Source organism: Micromonospora sp. MP36 (genome assembly GCF_008119785.1).
GTDB lineage: Bacteria > Actinomycetota > Actinomycetes > Mycobacteriales > Micromonosporaceae > Micromonospora.
In genome coordinates, this window is the sequence record NZ_VSFA01000002.1 from 339,785 (window position 1) to 362,838 (window position 23,054).

The window sequence follows — 23,054 nt, forward strand, 5'->3', positions numbered from 1 at the left end:
CAACAGCGGCCCCGGTCGGGGCCGCTGACCTGCGTAAGAGTGGGCCGCCAGGGACTCGAACCCTGAACCTATGGATTAAAAGTCCACAGCTCTGCCATTGAGCTAGCGGCCCGCCCGCTCAGGCTACCGGAACCCGTCCGCGCCAGGCTTCCGGCTTCCCACCGCCCATCGATGCCCGGCACCGACGCCCGACGGCCGGTACCCGCCGCGTGACGGAAGCGGGGTGGTCAGGAGCGTCGTTCTCCGCTTGGCTTGCCGCATGATGATCGTGCGTACGGGGGTGCTGGTCGCGGCGACCCTGCTGGCCGGGCTGATGGCGGGGCTGTTCTTCGCGTACTCGTGCTCCGTGATGCCGGGGTTGGCCGCGACGGACGACCGGAGCTTCGTGCAGACTATGCAGTGGATCAACCGGCGGATCCTGAACGGGTGGTTCCTCACCGCGTTCCTCGGGTCGATGGTGCTGATCGTGGCGGCGGTGGCGTTGCACTACGCGGACGGACCGGTGCTGGTCTGGACGGGCGCGGCCCTGGTTCTCTACGGCGCCACGCTGGTGATCACCATGCGGTGGAACGTGCCGCTGAACGATCAGCTCGACCGGGCCGGCCCGGCGGACGACCCGGCGGCGATCCGCGAGCGCTTCGAGGCGCCGTGGGTGCGGTGGAACCTGGCGCGGACGATCACCTCGGTCGCGGCGTTCGGCTGCCTGATCGGGGCGCTGGTGGGCAGCGACTGACGCGCGGCGGCAGATCGGCGACGTGGCGGTGTCCTGCCGGCGCGGTCACCGCCAGCTCGCCGACCTGGCGTCGCACTCACCGGCCACGGCGGTTGGGACCCGCTGCAGCGGGTACGGCAGGCGACATGCGCATCGTGATCGTGGGAGCCACCGGCAACGTGGGGACGGCGCTGCTGCGCCGGCTGCGGCGGGAGTCCGGGACGGAACTGGTCGGCGTGGCGCGCCGGCTGCCCGGGCTGGACCCGGGGGAGCCGTACGACCGGGTGGAGTGGCACTCCTGCGACATCGGCGGCCCCGAGGCCGCCGAGCAGTTGGCCGCGATCTTCGCCGGGGCGCGGGCGGTGGTGCACCTGGCCTGGCAGATCCAGCCCAGCCACGACCGGCGCGCCCTGTACCGGACCAACGTCGGCGGCAGCCGCGCGGTGATCGACGCGGCCGTCCGGGCCGGCGTCCCCGCCCTGGTGTACGCGTCGTCCGTCGGCACGTACGCGGCCGGCCCGAAGGACCACCCGGTCAGCGAGCGCTGGCCGGCGACCGGGGTGCCCGAGTCGTCCTACAGCCAGGACAAGGCCGAGGTGGAGTCGCTCCTCGACGCGGTCGAGCGGGAGCGCCCGGAGCTGCGGGTGGTCCGGCTGCGGCCGGGGTTGACCTTCCAGCGGGACGCCGGCACCGAGATCAGCCGCTACTTCCTCGGCCCGCTGGCCCCGGTGCGGCTGCTGCGGTACGGCCGCATCCCGCTCGTACCCACCAACCGCCGCCTCCGGATGCAGGCGGTGCACGCCGACGACGTGGCCGACGCGTACGCGAAGGCGGTCCTGGGTGAGGCGCGCGGTGCCTTCAACGTGGCCGCGGACCCGGTGCTGACCCCGGAGCTGGTGGCCCGGCACTTCCACGGCTGGACGGTGCCGGTGGCCGTCCCGGTGCTGCGCGCGGCGGCGGCGCTGACCTGGCGGGTGCGGCTGCAGCCGGTCGACGCCGGCTGGGTCGACCTGGCGTTGAACGTGCCGCTGATGTCCAGCGAGCGCGCCGAGACCGAGCTGGGCTGGACCCCGCAGGTCGACTCGGTGACCGCGCTGCGGGAAGTCCTCACCGGCATGGCCCACCACGCCGGCACTGCGGCGCCGCCCCTCTCGACGGCGCCCACCCTCCCCGGCCGCCCCGCCGCCCTCCTCCAGTCCCGCCTCCCCGGCCACCCCAACCCCTACTGACCACCCACCCACCAGGCCGGGTTGATCAAGAAGTTCGCGCCCGAGTCGATCTCCCTGGAGACGCAAACTTCTTGATCAACGAGTTCCGGCGTCAAGCGTGCGAGAGGGCGAAGGCGACCAGGAAGCCGAGGACGGTGATCAGGCCGACCAGCAGGTGCGCGTCCTCGAACGCCTCCGGGACCATGGTGTCGGTGATCATGGCGAGGATGGCGCCCCCCGCCAGTGCGGTGATGCCGGCCAGCACCTCGGGTGGCGCGCCGCCGAGCAGCGCGTACCCGGCCAGCGCCGCCACCCCGCTGACCAGGGCGATCGCCGTCCAGAGCAGGAAGACGTACCGCCTGGTCCGGCCGGCCCGGCGCATGCCGGCGGCGCTGGACAGCCCCTCCGGCACGTTGCTCAGGAAGACCGCGATCACCGTGACCAGGCTGACCGGGCCGCCGGTGAGCAGGCTGGCGCCGATCACCACCGACTCCGGTACGCCGTCCAACAGCGCGCCCACCGCGATCGCCGTACCGGAGCCGGGCTGCTCCTGCTCGGAGGGCTGCTCCTCGCCGGAGCGCTTGCGGTGCCGCGCGCCGCGCCGGGCCAGCAGCACGTTCGCTCCGGTGTACGCGAGCGCCCCGGCCACCGCCCCGATCACGGTCGGTGTGAGGCCGCCCCGCTCGTGCGCGTCGGCGATCAGCTCGAACGAGACGGCGGAGAGCAGCACCCCCGCGCCGAACGCCATGATCGACGCGATGATCCGGCGCGGCACCCGCGCGAAGTATCCGGCGACCGCGCCGATCAACAGGGCGGACCCGGCCAGCAGACCCCAGAAACCCGCTTCCAGCCACTGCGGCACGGGCAGCACCCTACGCCCGCCCCAGCGACGGAGACCAGGTCAGAAATCGGCGAACAGATAGGGCAGCTGGCGCGGGAAGATGCGGCGCAGCTCGGCGGCCGCGTCCACCGGCACCACGCCGAGCCCCCGGATGGCGACCTCCGCCGGGTCGAGCACCCCGTACGCCAGGGCGCTGAGCCCGGCGGCGGTGAGCGTCGCGGTGGGGACGGTGCCGACGGCGGCGGCGTCGCTGGGCAGCACCTCCAGCTGCCCGGTGGCCCCGTCGAGCAGGTGGGTGCCGGCCAGCCACCGGTCGCCGACCAGTTCCACGGTGACCCGGCCGGTGCCGGCCGGCAGGCCGGCGAGCGCGTCCAGGCTCAGCAGCCGGGCCATCGGCGCCGGTGACCCGGGCCGGGACACCCGCGCCTCGACGTGCACCGCCAGGTCGGCGAGCCACAGTTCGGGCAGCTCGTCGGCGGGCAGCTGGACGCGGACCCGCTCCACCTGGTCGACGTGGCGGGCGAAGAACTGGAGCAGCGACGCCCGGGCGTACGGGTCGCCGGCGAGCAGGTCGTCGGCGATCAGCTCGCCGCCGTGGTCGTCGATGCGGTAGGTGACCGCGCCGACCGTCGCGCCGTCGCGGACGACGGTGAGCAGCCAACGGTCGTCCCGATCGCGCAGCCCGACCGCGCGGAAATCGGGGAAGACGGCGAACCCGTGCCGCTCCGCCAGGCACCGTTCGGTGTACGCGCGCCACGCCGGGTAGCCGGCGGCGATCCGCTCCCAGACCACCTCGCCGGGCAGCTCGGCGCGGAGCAGCGGGGCCAGGTCGGCCGGGGAGAAGACCGCGGTACGCCGGGCGGGCAGCCCGACGTATCCGAAGCGCTCGTAGAACGAGGCGCGGAACGGGTGGAGCGCGGTCAGCTCGTGCCCCTCGGCGCGCATCTCGTCGAGGAGCTGGTGCAGCAGCGCCCGGACGTGGCCGCGCCGGCGGGCCAGCGGATGGGTGGCCACGCCGGCCACGCCGGCCATCGGCAGGACGCGTCCGCGCAGGTTCTGCCGCATCGGGATCGCCGTGGCGGCGGCCATCGCGCCGCCGTCCTCCTCGACGACCAGCGTCCGGTTGCCCGCGTTGTACGGCAGGTACTCCCGGTACTGGTCGAGCCGGTTCGGCCCCATCGGCGACGCCTCGAACGCGTACGCCTGGAGCGGGAAACTGTGGGTGAGGCGTTCCTCGGCGGCCAGCCGGCGGATGATCATCCGTCCATCCCAACCCGGGCGGGCGGCGGGCGCAACCCGATTGCCGTTCAGGTCACCGGCAGGTGCCGGACGTGCTGGCGCCGGCGCAGCCGGGCGGTGGACACCGGGTCAGACCTCGGTGACGTCGGAGACCACGACCGTGACGTTGTCCGGCGCGCCGGCCTGGTGGGCGAGCTTCACCAGCTGCTCGCCGCACTGCTGCCGGTCGCCGTACGTGGCCAGCGCCGAGGCGATCGCGATGTCCTCCACGTAGTCGGAGAGGCCGTCGCTGCACAGCAACAGCCGGTCGCCGGGGACGACGGTGAGCATCCCGATGGCCGGCGGCGCGTCCGCGCCCTGCACGGCGCGGGTGACCAGGGAGCGCTGCGGGTGGTGCCGGGCCTGGTCGGGGGAGAGCGCGCCCTGGTCGACCAGCGCCTGCACGAAGGTGTCGTCCCGGGTGAGCTGGGTCAGCGCGGCGTCGCGCAGCAGGTAGCAGCGGGAGTCGCCGACCTGGGCCAGGACCAGGGTGGCGCCGGCGAGCAGGCCGGCCGTCAGGGTCGTACCCATGCCGTCGCGCGTCGGATCCACCGTGATGGCGGCCCGGATGCGCTGGTTGGCGGTGCTGACCACGGCGCGCAGCGCGTCGGCGGCCTCGTCGGGGCCGGTCGGCGGGGTCAGCTCGTCCAGGATCCGGATGACGATCTCGCTGGCCACCTCGCCGGCGGGCAGGCCGCCCATGCCGTCGGCGACCGCCACCAGGCGGTCACCGGCGAGGGCGGAGTCCTCGTTGTTGGTCCGGATGAGGCCGACGTCGTTGAGGATGGCCGAGCGGAGGATGAGCGTCATGGGGTCAAGCTTGCCAAGAAGACCCCACCGCCGTCTCTACGCTACCCGGGGGTACGGCCGAGAAAGATTCCGTTGTCCGGGGCGGGCGACCGGGTCCACGCTGGTCAGCGGCGCGGGTAGCGCAGCAGGAGGCTGGCCCGTACCTCCTCGTCGCCGACCGCCGCGTAGCTGTGCGGGACGTCGGAGGTCCAGCGCAGATGCTCGCCGGCCGCGGCGGTCAGCGGGGCGCCCACCGGCCCGGCCCGCAGCACGCCGGCGAAGACGGTGACGTGTTCGGTCACCCCGGGCTGGTGTGCGGGGGAGAGCTGGCCCGGGCCGGGGGCGACCCGCATCCGGTAGAGCTCGTAGGTCGCGTCGGTGTCGGTGAAGACCTCCAGCAGGGTGGCGCTGACCGCCGCGCCGGTGACCGTGGGGGTCGTCGCCGGTTCGGAGAGGACGGCGGTGAGCGGTACGCCGAGCTGCGCGGTGATCGCGTACAGGGTCTCCAGGGTCGGGTTGCGGGTGCCGTTCTCCAGCCCGGAGAGGGTGGCCTTCCCGACGCCGGCCAGCCGGGCCAGCGTGGAGAGGGACATGCCCCGCTCCTCGCGGAGGCTGCGGACCCGGCGGCCGACCGTCTCGGGCGCCCGGTCCCGGGCTGGTGGGGCTGCTGCCATGCGGCTATGGTGCTACATCGAGGCGTTCCGTAAACGGAACGTTCGACGGAATGGCCGACGGAACGACGGCGGGAGGATGGCGTGGCGGGTCGACTTCAACCGGTCCTGGCCGGTGTGGTGACCGCGCTGGTCGGATTCGCCAGCTCGTTCACGGTGGTGCTGGCCGGGCTGCGGGCGGTCGGCGCGGACCAGGCGCAGGCCGCCTCCGGCCTGCTCGCGCTCTGCCTAGCCACCGGCGGCTGCGCGGTCTGGCTGGGCCTGCGGCACCGGCTGCCCCTGGCGATCGCGTGGTCCACCCCGGGCGCGGCGCTGCTGGTCGCCACCGGTCCGGTGCCCGGCGGGTGGCCGGCGGCGGTCGGCGCGTTCCTGCTCACCGGCCTGCTGATCGCCGCCGCCGGCCTGGTCCCGGCGCTCGGCCGGGCGGTCGCCGCGATCCCCGCCCCGGTCGCCAGCGCCATGCTCGCCGGGGTGCTCCTGCCGCTCTGCACCGCGCCCGTCCGGGCCCTCGTCGAGGTGCCCAGGCTGGCCGGACCGGTGGTGCTCACCTGGCTGGTGCTGCACCGCTTCGCCCGCCGCTGGGCGGTGCCGGGCGCGCTGGCCGTGGCGGCCGTGGCGATCGCGCTGACCGCTTCCGGGCCGACCCGGGCGCAGCTCGCCCCGACCATCGCGCTGACCGCGCCCACCTGGACCCTGCCCGCGGTGGTCGGCCTCGCGCTGCCGCTGTTCCTGGTCACCATGGCCGCGCAGAACGTGCCCGGCACGGCCGTCCTCGCCGGCTACGGCTATCGCGCCCCGCTGGGCTCCGCGCTCCGGGTGACCGGCCTCGCCACCGCGCTCGGCGCGCCGGCCGGCGGGCATGCGGTGAACCTGGCCGCGATCACCGCCGCGCTGGCTGCCGGCCCCGACGCCCACCCCGACCCGGAGCGGCGGTGGATCGCCTCGGTCACCGCCGGGATCGGCATGGCGCTGCTCGGCCTCGGTGCCGGGGTGGCGACCGCCCTGGTGCTGCTCTCCCCGCCGATCCTGGTCGAGGCGGTGGCCGGGCTCGCGCTGCTCGGTGCGCTGGCCGGCGCGGTCTCGGCGGCCGTCGCCGAGCCGGACGCCCGCGAGGCGGCGGTGGTCACCTTCGTGGTCACCGCCTCCGGAGTGAGCCTGCTCGGCATCGGCGGTGCGTTCTGGGGCCTGGTCGCCGGCTGGCTGATGCTCCTGCTCTTCCGCCGCCGCCGGAGTGCCGAGCGTCCGGCACCACCCCCGACGGACCCGTCCGCCGCCGAGCCGGCCACCCCGGCGCGGGTCGCCTGATCAGGCGTCACTCCTCCTCGGGCAGTTCCGCAGCCGGGACGTCGAGGCGTACGCCGTCGTCGGTGACGGCCGTGATCCGGTCGGCCAGCACGTAGACCGCGCCGGTGCGGGCCAGTTCGGTGGAGACCTTGAGGTATCCGGTACGCAGCAGTCGGGCGGCCAGGTCGGCGGGGACGTCCGGTTCCTCGACCGCCGCCGACTCGATCAACTCGTCCAGGCTGCCGCCCGGGTCGACCCCGGCGGGTGCCTGCACCGTCACCGCGTTCGGGTCGCCGCGCTGGACGAGATCCACGGTGCCGACCTCGGCGCCGGTCGAGTCGACCACTCGCATGCCCGTGGTGACCCGGGAAATCACCTGCTGACTCATGCCGTCAGCGGTTCCCGGGCCGGCCCGGCGCTAAACGGGCGGGGTCCAGCCGCTGGGCGGACGGGGCGAGAGCTCGCGCCAGGCGTCCGTCCCCTCCAGCAGCGCCCGGACCGTCTCCTCCGCCTCCTCCGCGCTGCCGTACTCGTAGAACTGGGAGATCCCCTCGGCGCCGCCGGCGCGCTGCTCGACGTGCCAGCGGTCGCCGTCGACCCGGAGGAAGACGTCCCGCCGGGCCAGCCGCCCCCATTTCCCGTTCCACCAGTGCCTGCGCTGCTCCATGACCGGGACTCTATCGAACATGTGTTCGACACGCGTCGGCCCCCGTGGGATTCCCACGGGGGCCGGTGTGCTCGCGTACGTCAGCGCGCGGCGGGCGGCTCCTGCCGGCGGCCCAGCACGTCGTCCAGCGCGCCCCGCTGGGCCGGCGTGGCGTGGTTGCCGGCGAGCAGCGCGTCCCGGATCTCGGTGAGCAGCCGGACCTCCTCGCTCGGCGCCTTCGGCGGCGGCTCCTCGCCGCGCTTGCGCCGCTCGGCGAGCTTGTTCATCGGGAAGACGACCAGGAAGTAGAGCACTGCGGCGGTGATCAGGAAGGTGATGGCCGCGTTGACGAACGCGGCCCAGTCCATGAAGTTGCCCTTGCTGATCTCCCAGGCTCCGGCGAACTGATCTTCGCCGCCGCCGACCAGCTTGATGATCGGCTTCAGGAACGAGTTCGTGAAGGCCGTGACCACGCCCGTGAACGCGGCGCCGATGACGACACCGACCGCCAGGTCGACGACGTTGCCGCGCATGATGAAGTCTTTGAAGCCCTTGAGCATCCGCTCTCCCGTGCTGTCCGGTATCTCCGTCCGGGACAACCTATGCCCTGGAGGGAGCCTCCAGAAAAGCACCGGCCTCGATCGCCGCCCGGGTCGGATCGCCGTCCCGGATCGCGTCGACCAGCCGACCGTGGTCGACGTACCGCTCGGGCTCCAGTGCGTCCCCCATCGCCTGGGCGACGGTGCTGCGCAGCGCGGCGCCGACCGAGGCGTACAGCTCGGCCAGCATGGCGTTGTGCGCGGCGGCCACCACCGCGGTGTGCAGCGCGGCGTCCGCCTCGACAAACTCGGGCACCCGGCCGGAGCGCCACGCGGCCTCCCGGGCGGCGAGCGCCGCGTCGAGCGCCGCCAGGTCCTCGGGGGTACGCCGCAGCGCGGCGAGCCGGGCCGCCTCCACCTCGAAGGCGCGGCGGACCTCGATCACCTCGGCCATCCGGTCGTCGGTGAGCCGGCGGGCCACCACCGGGGCCAGTTCGTCGGTCGACACCACGTACGTCCCGGAGCCCTGGCGGGGTTCCAGCACCCCGGCGTGCACCAGGGCGCGGACCGCCTCGCGGACGGTGTTCCGCCCCACGCCCAGCGCGGCGACGAGTTGGGGCTCGGTGGGGATCCGGCTACCCACCGGCCACTCGCCGCCGAGGATCCGGGTCCGAAGCTGCTCGATGGTCTGCCGCACCCGGTGCCCACGCGGCGGCACGGCGAGGGAATCAACGGCGCGTGTCACCGGTTACAACTCCTGCCGAAATTCATCCCATGATTGTAGGTTCGAGGTCATGACACCGCCACCCACCTGCGCCGAGGCTCCCGCCGCCGACCAGATCACCGCCGACGTGACGCCCGGTCCGGCCCCGGCGGCGGCCCCGCCGGCAGCCCGGCGCCCGGCCACGGGCGGCGCGCTGGTGCTGGTCGGCATGCTGCTGGTCGCGCTCAACCTGCGCGCCGCGGTGACCAGCCTCGGCGCCCTGCTGGACGAGGTACGCGGCGGCCTGGGCCTCTCCGGCGCCATGGCCGGCTTCGTCACCACCCTGCCCACCATCGCGTTCGCCGGGCTCGGCGCGCTCACCCCGTGGCTGGTCCGCCGCTGGCCGGCCGCCCGGGTGCTGGTGCTGGCGATGGTCGCGCTCACCGTCGGGCAGGTGCTCCGGGTGGTCACCGACTCGGCGGCGGTCTTCGTGCTCACCAGCGCGCTCGCCCTGGCCGGCATCGCGGTGGCGAACATCCTGCTGCCGATGCTGGTCAAGCAGCATTTCGCGCACCGCACCGGACTGGTCACCGGGGCGTACACGATGGCCCTGACCACGGGCACGACGGTGGCCGCCGCCTCGGCGGTGCCGGTGGCGCACGCCTTCGGGTCGTGGCGGGCCGGGCTCGGCGTGTGGGCCGGGATGGCCGCGGTGGCCGTACTCCCGTGGGTGCCGCTGGCGCTGCGCGCCCGCGCGGCGCGGCGAACCGCGACCCGGGACGCGGCCGTCGCCACCCCGGCGCGGGTGCGGCCGGCCCGGACCCGGCTCGGCTGGGCCATGGCGATCTACTTCGGGGCGCAGTCGCTCAGCGGGTACGCGATCATGGGCTGGCTGGCCCAGCTCTTCCGGGACGCCGGCTACGCGCCGGAGACGGCGGGCCTGCTGCTCGCCGGGGTGACCGCGCTCGGCGTGCCGGTGGCGCTGGCCATGCCGACCCTCGCCGGCCGGCTGCGGACGCTGCGGCCGCTGGTCCTCGCGCTGACCGCCTTCTCGGCGGCCTCCTACCTCGGTCTGGCCCTCGCGGCGCACGGCCTCGCGCCGCTCTGGGTGCTGCTGCTCGCTCTCGGCCAGGGCGCGTTCCCGCTGATCCTGACCACCATTGGGCTGCGCGCCCGGACCGCCGAGGGCACCGTGGCGCTGTCGGCCTTCGCGCAGAGCACCGGATACGTCATCGCCGCGCTCGGACCGCTGCTGGTCGGCATCCTCTACGAGGCGACCGGAGGCTGGACGGCGCCGATCGGCTTCCTGCTGGTCGCGCTCGCGGTGCAGACGGCAGCGGGGCTGGTGATCGCCCGCCCCCGCTACATCGAGGACGAGCGCTGAGACGGGACGGTCAGGAGGAGGCCGGCGTCGGGTCGCCCGCGACCGCCTGCTCCACCGTCGGGTAGGTGTGCAGCACCTCGACCAGGCCGCTGACCTCGAGGATGCGGAGCACCCCGCGCTGCGGAGCGGCCAGCCGGACCACCCCGCCGGTGTCGTCGCAGCTGTTCTTCGCCCGGACGAACACGGACAGACCGGTCGAGTCGCAGAAGGACAGCTCGGCCAGGTCGAAGACGAGGCGGTTGCGCCCCTTGTCCAGCAGGTCCGTGATCTGGTCCTGCAGCTGCGGTGCCGTCGCCATGTCCAGCTCGCCCGCGACCGACACGACGACCACGTCGCCGCGTTGTTCCGTGTGCACCGTCAGGGACATACGCAGACCTCCTGTGTTCGGTTGGAACCGTATCCCACGAGAAGGGGGATACGCAGAACGGAGGCCGGCGGGAGTGCTCCCGGTCATTCCTTTGCCGCGTGACAAGTAGCCCGCAGATTCCGGTGATAGAGTCCGCCCGTCCAGAAACCAGGGAGGTCGTCGTGGCGTTGAGCGCGATCATCCTCCCTTCGGCCGGAGCGTGACGGTGGACGGCGGCGCGGCCATGCTCCGCTACCACGAGGCCCGGCAGCAGGCCGAGTTGCTCGCCGAGCGGCTGGTCGCGCTGGCCGACACCACTGTGCAGATGCATGCCGCGCCGAACTTCGGCCGGCTGCTGGCGGCGGCCGCGGCCGGTGCGGCGCGGATCTTCAAGAGCCCGGCGGCGGTGATTGCCGAGACCTTCGACGGCGACTGCCTGGCCGGGGTGGCCGCCGCGCCGGACGCCGCCGGGGTCCTCGTCCCGTGGACCATCGACGACACCGGGATGCCGATCGGCACCACCGTCCGGATCGACGAGCCGGGCAACTGGGCGCTGGCCGACTGGCCGACCGGCGACACGGTCACGGTGGCCGCCGCCCGGCTGCGGGAGGACCGGGCCGCGCTCTACGTGGTGGTGCCGACCGCCACGCAGACCGTCCGTACGCCGGTGCTGGTGCAGCTCGCCCAGGCCGTCGCCTCGGCGGTGGAGGCCCAGCGCTCCTTCGACCAGGAGCACCGGATCGCGGTGACCCTCCAGCGCAGCCTGCTGCCCCGCCGGCTCCCCGAGATTTCCGGCCTGGACCTGGCCGTCCGGTACGAGCCGGCGAGCGCCCACACCGAGGTGGGCGGCGACTTCTACGAGCTGGTGATGCTCGACGGCCACCTGCTGATGGCGATCGGCGACGTGGCCGGGCACTCGCTGCACGCCGCGACCGTGATGGCCGAGCTGCGGCACGCGGTGCGGGCGTACGCGGTCGAGGGGCATCCGCCGGGGGTGATCCTGGACCGGGTCAACGAGCTGATGCGCATCCTGCTGCCGAGCGAGCTGGCCACGCTCTGCCTGCTGCTGCTGGACCCGGGCAGCGGGCTGATCCGGCTGGCCAGCGCCGGGCACCTGCCCGCCCTGATCAGCAGCGGCGGGCGGGTGGAGTTCGTGCAGCAGTCGGCGCCCCTGCTCGGGGTCCGTGCGCCGCGCCCGCCGGACCTGGAGTTCGTGCTGCCGGCCGGCGCGACGCTGGTCCTCTACACCGACGGCCTGATCGAGCGCCGGGACGCCACGATCGACGAGGGGATGGCGGCGCTGGGGGTCGTCGCCGCCCGGGTGGACGACGACCTCGACCAGTTCTGCCAGCGGCTGCTGGTCGAGCTGGCGCCGCCGGAGATCCATGACGACGTCGCGGTGGTCGCGGTCCGCCGCCGCTGAGCACGGGGTCCGTCCGCAGCGCGCCCGAGCGTCACCCGCCGCGCGACGCGGCCAGCGAGCGGGCGTACGCGGCGGGGGAGACGCCGGTGACCGCGCTGAACTCGCGGACCAGGTGGGCCTGGTCGGCGTACCCGAGGTCGGCGGCGACCCGCGCCCAGTCCAGCGGCCCGGCGGCGGCCTGTTCGATCGCCTCCTGGAGGCGGTACCGCCGGATCACCCACTTCGGACCGACGCCGACGTGATCGAGGAAGAGCCGTTGCAACCGCCGGGTCGAGACGGCGTGCCGCCGGGCGAAGTCGTCCACCCGCAGGATCCGCCGGTCGGCGCGGATCTCCTCGACCAGCGCGGTGGCCTCGGCGGCGAGCGGGTCCGGCGCCGGCGCCCAGCTGGTGAGCAGCTCGTCCAGCCGGCGGCACCGCTCGTCGTCCGGGCCGGCACAGTGTTCGCCCTGGACCGGTAGCCCGACCTGCGCGAGCGGCCGGCGCTGCCCGGTCAGCTCACTGACCGGCCGCGGCCAGAAGGGCCGGAAGCCGCCGGGGCGGAACTGGATGCCGCTGACCCGGCCGGTGCCGCGCAGCGTGACGGTGAACAGCTCCAGGCCGACCCCGGCCACCTCACCGGTCTCCGGGCCGCCCGCCTGGGTCTGGAACACCACGTTGACGGCCGGGTGCGGCACCACCCGCTGCACGTGCGGCTCGGTCAGCTCCCAGTCGACCAGCCAGTAGTGCTCGACGTACGGGCGCAGCGCGGGCGCGGCCAGCCGGCGCCGGAAGCGCACGTTCCGCAGCAGCCGGCTCGGGTCGAGGATGCCGCGGCTGTCCCGTCGCGGTTCGTGTCGCATTTCTTCAAGACCACCCCCATACGCTGGCCCTATGAGCACGAAGACTAGTGAGCTGCTGGCCGCCGCCGCGCCCCGGACGGTGGCGGTGGTCCAGGACATCTCCGACGATCAGCTCGACCTGCCCACCCCGTGCCCCGACTACTCGGTGCGCGACCTGCTCAACCACCTGTACGACGTGGTGGTCAACTTCCAGGTGCTCGCCCGGCGGCAGGAGGTGGACTGGTCGGCGAAGGACGACCACCTGACCGAGGGCTGGCGGGACCGGTTCGCGGCGGAGACCGTACGCCTGACCGAGGCGTGGTCGGACCCGGCGGCGCTGGAGGGTGTCTCGCCGGGGATGGGGCTGCCGCAGGAGACAGTCGGCGACATGGCCCTCATCGACCTCACCGTGCACGCCTGGGACCTGGCCCGGGCGACCGGGCAGCGGTTCGAGATCGAACCGGCGGTGCTGGCGGCGGGCCACGGCTTCATGGACCGGATGGGAGAGACCGGCCAGCGGATGGGGGCGTTCGGCGAACCGGTGCCCACCACCTCCGACGCCACCGCCCTGGACCAGTTGCTCGGCCGGACCGGCCGGAACCCGGCCTGGACCCCCTGACTCCCGCTGTTCTTCCCGCGCGCCAGCACGACGGTGGCGGAGCTGTGGACGACCTGATGTGACGCGGTGGCCACCGCCGACGCTGTTCGCACCGGGAGGCCCACCGGTGGCCCTCCCGGGCCGAAGGGCCGGCGGAGAGCGCGACAGCGGGAGACCAGCAGCATGCACAACCAGCCCGGCAACGCGGCGCCGGTGTTCGTCGACCGGACCGGACGGCGCCGCCGGTTGACGGTGGTCGCGGGTACGGCGATGGGCCTCGGCCTGCTCACCAGCTTCGGGTTGATCCTCGCCGGTCTCTTCTTCGACTCCTCGGTGCCGCTGCCCGGCTGGTCGGAGACGAAGGTCCAGCCGCCGATCAAGATTGGCGTCGACGCCCCGTCCCGGGGCGAGCAGCGGACCAGTCCCCGGCCCGAGCCGGTGACCAGCACGACCCCGCCGGCGCTCACCCCGACCGCCACCGGGACGACGACCACCCGGGCCGCCACCTCTGCGGTCCCACGACCGTCGGTGCCGGGGCAGGGTGACGAGCGGCGGCGCAGCGCCAAGCCGACCCGGACTCCGGGCAAGCCCTGACCATGGCGCGACACGTGGCCCGCCGCGACCCCCGGGCGCACTGGTTGCTGCTCCTGCTGGGGCTGGTCGCGCTGCTCGCGGCGCTCAGCTTCAACGGTCTGGTCACCAACGTCCGGGGCGGCTCCGGCCCGGTCCAGGCAGCTGCGGTGCCCGCGCCGAACGGGATCAGCACGGCTGGACCCGTGCTGCGGCTGGACGGCCCCACGCCGGTCACCCGGCGGCTCGCGCCACGCACCCTGGCGCTGACCTTCGACGACGGGCCGGACCCGCGGTGGACGCCGCAGGTGCTCGACGTGCTGCGCCGGCACCATGCCCACGCCACCTTCTTCGTGGTCGGCGCCCGGGTGAACGAGCATCCCGAACTGGTCCGGCGGATCCTGGCCGAGGGGCACGAGATCGGCTCGCACACCTTCACCCACGCGGACGTTGCTGCCGTGCCCGGCTGGCGGGCCGGGGCCGAGCTGGCCTGGACGCGGAATGCGATCGCCGGTGCCACCGGTCGCGAGGTGACCTTGTTCCGGCCGCCCTTCTCGTCGACCCCGGCGGCGCTGACCGGGCCGCTGTACGGCGCGCTGCGCGGCGCCGCCGGGAGAGGGCACGTGGCGGTGCTCGCCGACCTGGACACCCGGGACTGGGAGTGTCCGGGCGTCCCGGCCATCGTCCGGGCGGCCACGCCGCAGGGCGGCGCCGGGGCGGTGGTGCTCATGCACGACGGCGGCGGCGACCGCAGCCAGACCGTGGCCGCCCTCGACCAGTTGCTGCCCCGGCTGGCCGAGGCGGGATACCGATTCACCACCGTGTCGGAGGGCATCGGGGCACCGGCGTCGATGCTCCCGGCCGGTGCCGGCGCCCGGCTGAGCGGGATGGCGCTGCGCTGGGCGCAGACCGGCGCAGGCTGGCTGGCCTCGGCCATGAACCTGCTGCTCGGCGTGGCTCTGGTGCTCGCGGTGGCGCGGCTCGCCGTGCAGGTGGTCTGCGCACAACGGCACGTACGCCGGGTCCGCCGGCCGCGGCGGCGCCGGCCCGAGGTGACCGCACCCGTCTCAGTGATCGTGCCGGCGTACAACGAGGCCGCGAACATCGCCGCCACCGTGCGGTCGCTGGTCGCCAGCGCGTACCCGACGCTGGAGGTGATCGTGGTCGACGACGGCTCCACCGACGGCACCGCCGACATCGTCGAGCGGATGCGGCTGCGCGGGGTACGCGTCATCCGGCAGGCGAACGCCGGCAAGCCGGCCGCGCTGAACACCGGCATCCGGGCCGCCCGTGCCGACCTGCTGGTGCTGGTCGACGGGGACACCGTCTTCCAGCCGGACACCGTTTACCGACTGGTCCAGGGCTTCGCGGACCCGCGCGTCGGCGCGATCAGCGGCAACACGAAGGTGGCCAACCGGCGCCGGCTGCTTGGCCGCTGGCAGCACCTGGAGTACGTGATCGGCTTCAACCTCGACCGCCGGATGTACGACGTGTTGGAGTGTATGCCGACCATCCCCGGGGCGATCGGGGCGTTCCGCCGTCAGGTGCTGCTCGCTGTCGGCGGCGTACCCGCCGACACCCTGGCCGAGGACACCGACCTGACCATGCAGGTGCTCCGGGCCGGCTGGCGGGTGGGGTACGAGGAGAGTGCGATCGCCTGGACCGAGGCACCGTCTTCGCTGCGCCAGCTCTGGCGGCAGCGCTACCGCTGGTGCTACGGCACCATGCAGGCGATGTGGAAGCACCGACAGGCGCTGCGCGAGCCGGGGGCCGGCGGGAAGCTGGGCCGTCGAGGGCTGCCGTACCTGACCGTGTTCCAACTCGTGCTGCCGTTGGCCGCTCCGGCGGTCGACATCTTCGCCCTCTACGGGCTGCTCTTCCTGCCCTGGTCGAAGCTGGTGCTGGCGTGGCTCGGGCTGCTCCTGCTCCAGGGCTTCACCGCCGCGTACGCGCTGCGCCTGGACCGGGAACGGTTCGGACCGCTGTGGGCGCTGCCGTTCCAGCAGCTCGTCTACCGGCAGGTGATGTACCTGGTGGTGGTGCAGTCGGTGGTGACCGCGGTGATCGGCAACCGGTTGCGCTGGCAGCGGATGGCGCGTACCGGGGAGGCGGCCGCCCTGGTGCCGGCGGCCCCGGTCGGCTGAACGGCCCCCGGGCGGCCCGTGCGGTGACGGCGATCCGCCGTACGAGTGCGATGCGGCGGGCGTCAGCGCCGGATCAGCGGCCGCCGAGGAGGCCGGCGGACCAGGAGACGGCCAGGCCGATCACCACCGAGCAGCAGCAGACCAGCAGGGCGGCGGCCACCACCGCGAGGATCACCCAGGTCGGCCCGCGCCGGGCCGCCCCCGCCGGGCCTGCCTCCGCCCCGGCCGGCTCGTCCTCCTCGGCCCGACTCACCGGGGCAGTCTAGGCGCCCACAGCGGGGCAGGATGGGCCGATGGAGCTGATCTCGATCGAGGACGTCCGGGCGGCCGCCGAGGACATCGCCGGCACCGTCGTGCGTACGCCGCTGCTGCCGGCGCCGTGGGACGACGAGCTGTGGCTCAAGCCGGAGAGCCTGCAACCGGTGGGGTCGTTCAAGCTGCGCGGCGCGACGCATGCCGTGGCCCGGCTCGACCCGGCCGTCCGGTCCCGCGGCGTGGTGACCCACTCGTCCGGCAACCACGGGCAGGCCCTCGCCTACGCCGCCCGGGCGTTCGGTGTCCCGTGCACGGTGGTCGTCCCCGAGGGGGCGCCGCAGGTCAAGGTGGACCAGATCCGGGCGCTCGGCGCCGAGGTGCGGCTGGTCACGCCGGCCCGCCGGCTGCCGGAGGCGGAGCGGATCGCCGCCGACACCGGCGCCACGCTGGTGCCACCCTTCGACGACCGGCGGATCATCGCCGGGCAGGGCACGATCGGGCTGGAGGTCGTGGCGGACCTGCCCGACGTCGACGTGGTGCTGGTGCCGGTCGGCGGGGGCGGGCTCGCCTCGGGGGTCGCCACGGCGGTGAAGGCGCTGCGCCCGCAGGCCGCGGTCGTCGGGGTGGAACCGCTGCTCGCCGCGGACGCCCGGGACTCGCTCGCCGCCGGTGAGGTGGTGGTCTGGGACGTCGAGCGCACCTACCGGACCAGCGCGGACGGGCTGCGGACGAACCTGTCCGAGCTGACCTTGGCCCACCTGCGGGCCCGCCTCGACGGCATCGTCACGGTGACCGAGGAGGAGATCACCGCGACGATGGGCCGCCTGGCCCGCGAGGCCCGGCTGGTGGTGGAGCCGAGCGGCGCCGTGTCGGTCGCCGCTCGCCTCTTCCGCCGCGACGAGTTGCCGTCGGGCCGTACCGCCGCCGTGATCACCGGCGGCAACGTCGACCCGGCTCGCCTGGCGTCGGTGCTCGTCGGCTGAGCCTCAGGCAGGACCCCCGCTGGCCGGCGGGGGTCCTGCCTTTGTCGTTCAGGCGCGGTTGAGGCGGTCGAGGATCCAGGCGTTGATGAACGCCTCCTCGCGCCAGGCGTCGTAGCGGCCGCTCGGGCCGCCGTGGCCGGCGCCCATCTCGGTCTTGAGCAGGTAGTCGCCCTCCGGGGCGACCGCCCGCAGCCGGGCGATCCACTTGGCCGGCTCGTGATAGAGCACCCGGGTGTCGTTCAGGCTGGTCACCGCGAGGATGGCCGGGTAGGCGACCTCGGCCACGTTCTCATACGGGGTGTACGACTTCATGTACGCGTACACCTCGGGGTCGTCGAGCGGGTTGCCCCACTCCTCCCACTCGGTGACGGTGAGCGGCAGCGACGGGTCGAGGATCGAGGTGAGCGCGTCCACGAAGGGCACCTGCGCGACGATCCCGGTGAACGCGTCCGGGGCGAGGTTGGCCACCGCGCCCATCAGCAGGCCGCCGGCCGACGCGCCCCGGGCCACCAGCCGGTCGGTGGCCGTCCAGCCGGCCTTGACCAGGTGCCGGGCGCAGGCCACGAAGTCGGTGAAGGTGTTCTTCTTGGCGAGCAGCTTGCCCTCGTCGTACCAGCGCCGGCCCAGTTCGCCGCCGCCGCGGATGTGCGCCACGGCGAAGATGACGCCGCGGTCGAGGAGGCTGAGCCGGGCGATGGAGAACCAGGGGTCCATGCTCGCCTCGTAGGAGCCGTAGCCGTAGATGAGACAGGGAGCGGAGCCGTCGCGCGGGGTGTCCTTCCGGCAGACCAGTGAGATCGGCACCCGGGTGCCGTCGTCGGCCAGCGCCCAGTCCCGGTGCTGCTCGTAGTCGGCCGGGTCGTACGCCCGCCCGTCCGGCCCGGGGCGGACCGGCTTCTGCTTGCGCAGCACCATCTGCCGGGTGACCAGGTCGTAGTCGTAGACCGAGTCCGGGGTGACCAGCGAGGTGTAGCGGAGCCGCACCTCCCGGGTGCGGTACTCCGGGTTGGCGTCCAGCCCGACGCTGTAGATCGGCTCCGGGAAGTCGATGTCGTACGGGTCGCCACCACCGACCGGCAGCACCCGCAGCCCAGTGAGCCCGTTGCTGCGCAGCGAGACGATCAGGTGGTTCTCGAACGCGTCGACGGACTCCAGCCGGGTGCCGGGTGCGTGCTCGATCAGGGGTGTCCAGTCGCCGGGCGTGTCCGCCGAGGTGAACGCCAGCGCGAAGTCCTCCGCGCCGTCGTTGTGCAGGATCAGGAACCGGTGCCCGTGGTGCTCCACCGAGTACTCGACGCCCTGCCGGCGCGGGGCGATTACGGCCGGCTCGCCGGTCGGGTTGGCCGCCGGGATCACCCGTACCTCGCTGGTGATCTTGCTATGGATGTCGATCATCACGAACCGCTCGGAGCGGGTCAGCTCGACGCCCACCCAGAACCGCTCGTCGTCCTCCTGGTGGACCACCACGTCCTCGCTCGACGGGGTGCCGACGGCGTGCCGCCAGACCCGGTTCGGCCGCCAGGCGTCGTCCACGGTGACGTAGAAGAGCGTCGAGGCGTCGCGTGACCAGGCGGTGCCGTAGAAGGTGTCCGGGATCTCGTCGGGCAGCACCTCGCCGGTGCCGAGGTCCTTGATCCGCAGGGTGAACCGCTCGTCGCCGGCGAAGTCGGTGGAGTATGCCAGCCAGCGCCCGTCGGGGCTGACGTCGAACGCGCCCAGGGCGAAGAAGTCGTGCCCCTCGGCGAGCAGGTTGCCGTCCAGCAGCACCTCCTCGCCCTCCAGCGGGGCACCGTCGGCGCTGATCGGGGGCTCGGTCTCGCCGTTCCGGACGGCCCGGCGGCAGTGCACGCCGTACTGCTGGCCCTCGACGGTGCGGGTGTAGTACCAGTACCCGTCCTTGCGGGTGGGCACCGACAGGTCGGTCTCCTGGGTGCGCCGGCGGGTCTCCTCGAACAATCGGGACCGCAGCTCGGCCAGGTGCGCGGTGTGCGCCTCGGTGTAGGCGTTCTCCGCGGTCAGGTAGGCGATCGTCTCCGGGTCGTCCTTGGCCGCCAGCCAGGCGTACTCGTCGACGACGGTGTCGCCGTGGTGGGTGCGCTCGCTCGGCACCCGCTTGGCGACGGGTAACGGGGTCTCGGTGGTCACGGCGTCACGTTACCGGCCGGCCGCCCGGTTCCGGGCCGTCGCACTGTCGGATCTGGCAACTCGCGGTCCGAGACTTTCGAACATGTGTACGATGACCGCCATGGCGGCTGCAGCGAGTTCCACGAATCGACCCGGAGCCCTCGACATCACCCGGCGCCTCGCCGAGATCTGCGGCCCGCCGTTCGCCCGCTTCGCCGGCCCGGCCGACGAGGTGGCCGGCCGGACGGCCCGCTGGGTGGCGGTGCCGGGCGGCCCGCACGCCGCCGCCGAGGTGCTGCGGCTGGCCGCCGCGCACGACCTGACGGTGGTGCCGCGCGGCGCCGGCACGAAGATCGACTGGGGAGCGGCCCCGGAGCAGGTCGACATCATGCTGGACACCGGCCGGCTGGCCGGGGTCTGGCACGAACCGCAGGGCTCCCCGGTGGCCGAGATCGGCGCCGGCACCCCGCTCCGGGCGGTCCAGGCCACCCTCGAACGCACCGGCCAGCGCCTCCCGGTCGACGCGCCCTCCCCGGGGGCGACCCTGGGCGGGGTGCTCGCCGCCGACGAGGCCGGCCCGCTCCGGCTCCGGCATGGCAGCCCGTGCGCCCAGCTCGTCGGGGTGCGCTATCTGGACGCCGACGGCGAGTTGGTCAGCGTCGGCGAGCCCGGCACGGCGTCGCTGGGCCGGGCGGCACCGACCGCTCGCGACCAGGTGGGCCAGGGCGGGGCGGCAGCTCCGGGCCGGGCGGGAGCGGGCGGCGCCGGGGCGCTCTTCGGCACCGACGACCTCCCCGGGCTGGACGTGGCGCGGCTGCTCTGCGGCTCGCAGGGCGGGCTGGGTGTGCTGGTCTCGGCCACCCTGCGGGTGCAGGCCGCACCGGCCAGCCGGGTCTGGGTGTCCCGGCCGGTCTGGACCCCGCTCGAAGTGCACGACCTGGTCCGGGCGGTGCTCGCCGCCCGGCTCGACCCCGCGGCCGTCGAGCTGGACCTGCCCGTACCGGTGCCGTTGCCGCGCCGGCGGGTCTCCCCGTGGCACCCGTCGGTCGCTGGCCGGCCCGACCATCCGGCGCTGACCGGGAGTTCGACCCGGCCGGCCGCGGCGGGCAGCCTCGTGGTGCTGCTGGAGGGCGGCCCGGCGGACGTCGCGGAGCGGGCCGAGCGGCTCACCGCCCTGCTCGGCGGCGATGCGGTGGTCGGCCACTCGGCGCCGGAGTGGTGGGGGCGCTACCCCTTCGCCCCGGGCGACACCGCGCTGCGGATCGAGGTGCCCATCAACGACCTGCACGCGGCGGTCTACGCGCTCCGCGACGCGGCCGGCAGCCCGGTGCCGGTCCGCGGCTCCGCCGGGGTCGGCACGGTGCACGCCGCGCTGCCCGGCTCGCTGGCGCCCGACCGGGTCGCCTCGATCCTCGCGGCCGTCCGCGGCGTGCTCCTCGCCCGGCAGGGCCGCTGCGTGGTGGTGTCCGCCCCGGCACCGGTCCGCCGCGCCGTCGACCTCTGGGGCGAGCTGCCCACTCTGCCCCGCCTCCGCACGGCCAAGGCACACCTCGACCCGCACCACCGCCTGGCCCCTGGCCGCCTCCCCGGCGGCCTCTGACCAACTGGGTCAGAGGGCGTCGTTGCGGAGGACGAGGATGGCGATGTCGTCGCGGGGAGCCTCCACCGAGAAGCCGATCGCCGTGGCGCGCAGCCGGGCCGCGACCACGTCGGCGGAGTAGCCAGCCAGTGGGGCAGCCGATTCGCGGAGCCGGTCGGTGCCGAAGAGCTCCCGGCCGCGGCGGCGCTCGGTCACGCCGTCCGTGTAGAAGATGAGCGCGTCGCCCCGGCCGAGGGTGAGCTCGGCCGTCGGGGTGGCGATCGAGTCGAGCAGCCCGAGCGCGGTACCGCCGGTGCCGACGAAGGCCGCCCCGCCGCCGCCGGCCAGCAGCACCGGGCGGTCGTGCCCGGCCAGGTGCAGGGACACGTCGAGCTGCTCGCCCTCGCCCGCCCCGACCGCCGCCAGCGCCAGCGTGCAGTACCGGCCGCTGCCGCGCTCGACCAGCGTCTCGTTGAGCCGGCCCAGCACCTCCGGCAGCGGCTTGCCGTCGCCGACCAGCACCCGGATCACGTCCCGGACCAGGCCGGTCACCGCCGCCGCCTGCACGCCCTTGCCGGAGACGTCGCCGATGACCACCAGCCACCGGCCGTCCGGCAGCGGGACCACGTCGTAGAAGTCGCCGCCGACGTCGGCGTCGTCGCCGGTCGGGACGTACTCGGCGGCGAAGCCGATGCCCTCGACCACCGGGAGCACCGGCGGCAGCAGCGACTGCTGGAGGGTCTGCGCCACCCGCCGGCGCTCGGCGTGGATGCGGGCGTTCTCGATGGCGAGGGCGGCGCGGCGGGCCACGTCCTCCAGCACGGAGACCTCGTCCGGGTCGTGCCGGTGCCGCTGGTGGCGGCCGACGGCCAGGGTGCCGAGCCGCTGCCCGCGGGCGATCAACGGTACGGCGAACCCCTCCATCGGCCCGCTGAGCGGCACCTGCGCGGCGCTCCGGGACGCCTCCCGCAGCCGGGCCTGGATCGAGTCCGGCCCGGTCTCCTCGAGCACCCGGTGCAGCTGCGGCAGCACCGACTCGTCGGCGTGGCTGCACGCGGCGAGCCGCAACCGCCCCCACTCGTCGGTGGTGTGTACCGCGCACCACTGGCCGAGCCGGGGCACCACCAGTTGCGGGATGAGCGCCATGGTCAGCTCGACGTCCAGGGACTGGGCGAGCAGTTCGCTCGCCTCGGCGAGGAAGGTCAGCCAGGTCGACCGGCGGACGTCCGCCCGGCGCAGCCGGTCGTTCTCCAGGTGCAGCGAGAGCCGCTCGGCGGCCAGCACCGCGAGCGGGCGGGCGTACGCCGACGGTGCCGCGTCCAGCTCCAGCTCACCGGCGTACGGGCGGTGCACGGCGAGCGGGACCCGGAGCAGTTCGTTCCCCTCCCGGGGCTGCCGGCCGTACCGGGCGATCACCTGGGTGCCCTGCCCGTCGCCCCGGTCCAGCCGGACCACGCCGCCGGCGGCGCCCACCATGTCGGCGAGCCGGGCCAGCAGCCCGGTGGCGAACTCCGGCAGCGGGTCGTCCGCGTACGGGTCGGGGGTGGTCTGCATCAGCTCGCTCATCGCGGCGGCGCTCGGGGCGCTCTCCGCCGATTCACCCGACGTGATGACCCGGTGCTCGGTCATGGTCCGTGGGGCGGCCGACGTCCCATCGTGCCGGTCGAGCCGGAACCAGACGCCCTTGCCGGTGGGCAGGTAGGTGGTGCCCCACCGGCTGGCGAAGTGGTCCACCAGCAGCAGGCCGCGCCCGCGCTCGGCCACCTCGGCGATCTCGGAGCTGACGTTGCGTACGCCGACCACCAGCTCCTCGACGGGGCCGGAGGCGAAGTCGGTGACCGTGACGGTCAGTCCCCGATCGTCCGCCTCGACCTCGATGTCCAGTTCGGTGCGCGCGTGCTCGATGGCGTTGGTGGTGAGTTCCGTGGTGAGCAGCAGTGCCTCGTTGAGCAGTTCGTCCAGTTCCGCCTCGCCGAGGACGGACCGCACCAGTGCCCGGGCGGCCGCCGGCGTACGCCGGTCGGCGGGAAGCCGGACCCGCCGGACATGCTCGTCCGCGCCGTTGTCGACCACCGGCCCCGCCTCCGCTGACACCTTCGTATCCTCCATCGCCGCCGCCCCCGGTGCCAAGCGCCCCCCGTCGCGCCACCCGCCGGA

Annotated in this window: 23 protein-coding genes and 1 tRNA gene; 10 read left to right on the forward strand and 14 right to left on the reverse strand. The window is 74.4% G+C overall.

The genetic code is table 11. From position 1 onward, the window contains the following. Window positions 1-40: 40 nt before the first annotated feature. Window positions 41-112: transfer RNA gene (locus FXF52_RS04795), tRNA-Lys, on the reverse strand. Window positions 113-259: 147 nt separating this feature from the next. Here FXF52_RS04795 and FXF52_RS04800 point away from each other — a divergent pair. Beyond that, complete coding sequence (locus tag FXF52_RS04800; RefSeq protein WP_148794000.1) at window positions 260-733, forward strand: DUF1772 domain-containing protein; 474 nt, start codon at window positions 260-262, stop codon at window positions 731-733. A gap of 125 nt (window positions 734-858) precedes the next feature. Further along, window positions 859-1,941 (forward strand): NAD-dependent epimerase/dehydratase family protein, encoded by a 1,083-nt coding sequence (locus FXF52_RS04805; protein ID WP_148794001.1) that lies wholly within the window; start codon window positions 859-861, stop codon window positions 1,939-1,941. 91 nt (window positions 1,942-2,032) lie between these two features. Here the strand turns inward: FXF52_RS04805 and FXF52_RS04810 are convergent, their stop codons facing one another. The 4 genes from FXF52_RS04810 to FXF52_RS04825 all read right to left on the reverse strand — a co-directional run bounded on the left by FXF52_RS04810 (window position 2,033) and on the right by FXF52_RS04825 (window position 5,502). Continuing rightward, window positions 2,033-2,782, reverse strand: coding sequence for a ZIP family metal transporter (locus FXF52_RS04810; RefSeq protein WP_148794002.1), 750 nt, complete (start codon window positions 2,780-2,782; stop codon window positions 2,033-2,035). Between the two features lie 39 nt (window positions 2,783-2,821). Continuing rightward, a complete protein-coding gene (gene eis / locus FXF52_RS04815; RefSeq protein WP_148794003.1) occupies window positions 2,822-4,021 on the reverse strand; it encodes an enhanced intracellular survival protein Eis in 1,200 nt (399 codons plus the stop codon). A gap of 108 nt (window positions 4,022-4,129) precedes the next feature. After that, complete coding sequence (locus FXF52_RS04820; RefSeq protein ID WP_148794004.1) at window positions 4,130-4,849, reverse strand: PP2C family serine/threonine-protein phosphatase; 720 nt, start codon at window positions 4,847-4,849, stop codon at window positions 4,130-4,132. Between the two features lie 104 nt (window positions 4,850-4,953). Further along, window positions 4,954-5,502 (reverse strand): helix-turn-helix domain-containing protein, encoded by a 549-nt coding sequence (locus FXF52_RS04825; protein ID WP_148794005.1) that lies wholly within the window; start codon window positions 5,500-5,502, stop codon window positions 4,954-4,956. 81 nt (window positions 5,503-5,583) lie between these two features. On the opposite strand from FXF52_RS04825, the gene FXF52_RS04830 reads away from it, so the two are divergent. After that, on the forward strand, window positions 5,584-6,804 hold the full coding sequence (locus FXF52_RS04830) for a benzoate/H(+) symporter BenE family transporter (RefSeq protein ID WP_148794006.1): 1,221 nt from the start codon (window positions 5,584-5,586) through the stop codon (window positions 6,802-6,804). 7 nt (window positions 6,805-6,811) lie between these two features. On the opposite strand, the gene FXF52_RS04835 is transcribed toward FXF52_RS04830, so the two are convergent. The 4 genes from FXF52_RS04835 to FXF52_RS04850 form a co-directional block, all read right to left on the reverse strand. Further along, window positions 6,812-7,171, reverse strand: coding sequence for a hypothetical protein (locus tag FXF52_RS04835; protein ID WP_148794007.1), 360 nt, complete (start codon window positions 7,169-7,171; stop codon window positions 6,812-6,814). A gap of 30 nt (window positions 7,172-7,201) precedes the next feature. Continuing rightward, the gene (locus FXF52_RS04840; RefSeq protein ID WP_148794008.1) at window positions 7,202-7,450 is read right to left on the reverse strand and encodes a hypothetical protein; all 249 of its coding nucleotides are present in this window, start codon (window positions 7,448-7,450) and stop codon (window positions 7,202-7,204) included. 80 nt (window positions 7,451-7,530) lie between these two features. After that, a complete protein-coding gene (gene mscL / locus FXF52_RS04845) occupies window positions 7,531-7,989 on the reverse strand; it encodes a large conductance mechanosensitive channel protein MscL (protein WP_148794009.1) in 459 nt (152 codons plus the stop codon). 40 nt (window positions 7,990-8,029) lie between these two features. Continuing rightward, window positions 8,030-8,713: a FadR/GntR family transcriptional regulator gene (locus FXF52_RS04850; RefSeq protein ID WP_148794010.1), complete on the reverse strand. Its 684-nt coding sequence runs from the start codon at window positions 8,711-8,713 to the stop codon at window positions 8,030-8,032. Window positions 8,714-8,762: 49 nt separating this feature from the next. Between FXF52_RS04850 and FXF52_RS04855 the strand changes: the two genes are divergently transcribed. Beyond that, on the forward strand, window positions 8,763-10,055 hold the full coding sequence (locus FXF52_RS04855) for an MFS transporter (RefSeq protein WP_148794011.1): 1,293 nt from the start codon (window positions 8,763-8,765) through the stop codon (window positions 10,053-10,055). Between the two features lie 10 nt (window positions 10,056-10,065). Here FXF52_RS04855 and FXF52_RS04860 read toward each other — a convergent pair whose 3' ends face one another. Next, entirely contained in the window at window positions 10,066-10,422 is a 357-nt protein-coding gene (locus FXF52_RS04860) for an STAS domain-containing protein (protein WP_148794012.1), read from the reverse strand. Window positions 10,423-10,621: 199 nt separating this feature from the next. Here FXF52_RS04860 and FXF52_RS04865 point away from each other — a divergent pair, with 199 nt between their 5' ends. Next, complete coding sequence (locus FXF52_RS04865) at window positions 10,622-11,824, forward strand: PP2C family protein-serine/threonine phosphatase (RefSeq protein ID WP_370517873.1); 1,203 nt, start codon at window positions 10,622-10,624, stop codon at window positions 11,822-11,824. A 31-nt stretch (window positions 11,825-11,855) separates the two neighbouring features. On the opposite strand, the gene FXF52_RS04870 is transcribed toward FXF52_RS04865, so the two are convergent. Continuing rightward, entirely contained in the window at window positions 11,856-12,665 is an 810-nt protein-coding gene (locus FXF52_RS04870; RefSeq protein WP_148794013.1) for an AraC family transcriptional regulator, read from the reverse strand. Between the two features lie 31 nt (window positions 12,666-12,696). On the opposite strand from FXF52_RS04870, the gene FXF52_RS04875 reads away from it, so the two are divergent. The 3 genes from FXF52_RS04875 to FXF52_RS04885 all read left to right on the forward strand — a co-directional run bounded on the left by FXF52_RS04875 (window position 12,697) and on the right by FXF52_RS04885 (window position 15,956). After that, complete coding sequence (locus tag FXF52_RS04875; RefSeq protein WP_148794014.1) at window positions 12,697-13,263, forward strand: TIGR03086 family metal-binding protein; 567 nt, start codon at window positions 12,697-12,699, stop codon at window positions 13,261-13,263. Window positions 13,264-13,425: 162 nt separating this feature from the next. Next, on the forward strand, window positions 13,426-13,836 hold the full coding sequence (locus FXF52_RS04880) for a hypothetical protein (protein WP_148794015.1): 411 nt from the start codon (window positions 13,426-13,428) through the stop codon (window positions 13,834-13,836). Window positions 13,837-13,838: 2 nt separating this feature from the next. Further along, entirely contained in the window at window positions 13,839-15,956 is a 2,118-nt protein-coding gene (locus tag FXF52_RS04885; protein ID WP_148794016.1) for a bifunctional polysaccharide deacetylase/glycosyltransferase family 2 protein, read from the forward strand. 73 nt (window positions 15,957-16,029) lie between these two features. Here the strand turns inward: FXF52_RS04885 and FXF52_RS04890 are convergent, their stop codons facing one another. Further along, a complete protein-coding gene (locus FXF52_RS04890) occupies window positions 16,030-16,209 on the reverse strand; it encodes a hypothetical protein (RefSeq protein WP_148794017.1) in 180 nt (59 codons plus the stop codon). Window positions 16,210-16,249: 40 nt separating this feature from the next. Between FXF52_RS04890 and FXF52_RS04895 the strand changes: the two genes are divergently transcribed. Continuing rightward, window positions 16,250-17,194: a threonine/serine dehydratase gene (locus tag FXF52_RS04895; protein ID WP_148794018.1), complete on the forward strand. Its 945-nt coding sequence runs from the start codon at window positions 16,250-16,252 to the stop codon at window positions 17,192-17,194. A gap of 48 nt (window positions 17,195-17,242) precedes the next feature. On the opposite strand, the gene FXF52_RS04900 is transcribed toward FXF52_RS04895, so the two are convergent. Then, window positions 17,243-19,339 (reverse strand): S9 family peptidase, encoded by a 2,097-nt coding sequence (locus FXF52_RS04900; RefSeq protein ID WP_148794019.1) that lies wholly within the window; start codon window positions 19,337-19,339, stop codon window positions 17,243-17,245. Window positions 19,340-19,439: 100 nt separating this feature from the next. On the opposite strand from FXF52_RS04900, the gene FXF52_RS04905 reads away from it, so the two are divergent. Next, window positions 19,440-20,918: an FAD-binding oxidoreductase gene (locus FXF52_RS04905; protein WP_255471736.1), complete on the forward strand. Its 1,479-nt coding sequence runs from the start codon at window positions 19,440-19,442 to the stop codon at window positions 20,916-20,918. A 9-nt stretch (window positions 20,919-20,927) separates the two neighbouring features. Here FXF52_RS04905 and FXF52_RS04910 read toward each other — a convergent pair whose 3' ends face one another. After that, entirely contained in the window at window positions 20,928-23,006 is a 2,079-nt protein-coding gene (locus FXF52_RS04910) for a SpoIIE family protein phosphatase (RefSeq protein ID WP_187413324.1), read from the reverse strand. Window positions 23,007-23,054: the final 48 nt, after the last annotated feature.

What these genes read in the sequence shown, in the direction of transcription:
- FXF52_RS04905 (WP_255471736.1), top strand. Translation starts at nt 19,440, where the DNA reads ATGGCGGCTGCAGCGAGTTCCACGAATCGACCCGGAGCCCTCGACATC.
- FXF52_RS04880 (WP_148794015.1), top strand. Translation starts at nt 13,426, where the DNA reads ATGCACAACCAGCCCGGCAACGCGGCGCCGGTGTTCGTCGACCGGACC.
- FXF52_RS04875 (WP_148794014.1), top strand. Translation starts at nt 12,697, where the DNA reads ATGAGCACGAAGACTAGTGAGCTGCTGGCCGCCGCCGCGCCCCGGACG.
- FXF52_RS04860 (WP_148794012.1), bottom strand. Translation starts at nt 10,422, where the DNA reads ATGTCCCTGACGGTGCACACGGAACAACGCGGCGACGTGGTCGTCGTG.
- FXF52_RS04835 (WP_148794007.1), bottom strand. Translation starts at nt 7,171, where the DNA reads ATGAGTCAGCAGGTGATTTCCCGGGTCACCACGGGCATGCGAGTGGTC.
- FXF52_RS04885 (WP_148794016.1), top strand. Translation starts at nt 13,839, where the DNA reads ATGGCGCGACACGTGGCCCGCCGCGACCCCCGGGCGCACTGGTTGCTG.
- FXF52_RS04910 (WP_187413324.1), bottom strand. Translation starts at nt 23,006, where the DNA reads ATGGAGGATACGAAGGTGTCAGCGGAGGCGGGGCCGGTGGTCGACAAC.
- FXF52_RS04820 (WP_148794004.1), bottom strand. Translation starts at nt 4,849, where the DNA reads ATGACGCTCATCCTCCGCTCGGCCATCCTCAACGACGTCGGCCTCATC.
- eis (WP_148794003.1), bottom strand. Translation starts at nt 4,021, where the DNA reads ATGATCATCCGCCGGCTGGCCGCCGAGGAACGCCTCACCCACAGTTTC.
- FXF52_RS04870 (WP_148794013.1), bottom strand. Translation starts at nt 12,665, where the DNA reads ATGCGACACGAACCGCGACGGGACAGCCGCGGCATCCTCGACCCGAGC.
- FXF52_RS04840 (WP_148794008.1), bottom strand. Translation starts at nt 7,450, where the DNA reads ATGGAGCAGCGCAGGCACTGGTGGAACGGGAAATGGGGGCGGCTGGCC.
- FXF52_RS04855 (WP_148794011.1), top strand. Translation starts at nt 8,763, where the DNA reads ATGACACCGCCACCCACCTGCGCCGAGGCTCCCGCCGCCGACCAGATC.
- mscL (WP_148794009.1), bottom strand. Translation starts at nt 7,989, where the DNA reads ATGCTCAAGGGCTTCAAAGACTTCATCATGCGCGGCAACGTCGTCGAC.
- FXF52_RS04800 (WP_148794000.1), top strand. Translation starts at nt 260, where the DNA reads ATGATGATCGTGCGTACGGGGGTGCTGGTCGCGGCGACCCTGCTGGCC.
- FXF52_RS04825 (WP_148794005.1), bottom strand. Translation starts at nt 5,502, where the DNA reads ATGGCAGCAGCCCCACCAGCCCGGGACCGGGCGCCCGAGACGGTCGGC.
- FXF52_RS04805 (WP_148794001.1), top strand. Translation starts at nt 859, where the DNA reads ATGCGCATCGTGATCGTGGGAGCCACCGGCAACGTGGGGACGGCGCTG.
- FXF52_RS04895 (WP_148794018.1), top strand. Translation starts at nt 16,250, where the DNA reads ATGGAGCTGATCTCGATCGAGGACGTCCGGGCGGCCGCCGAGGACATC.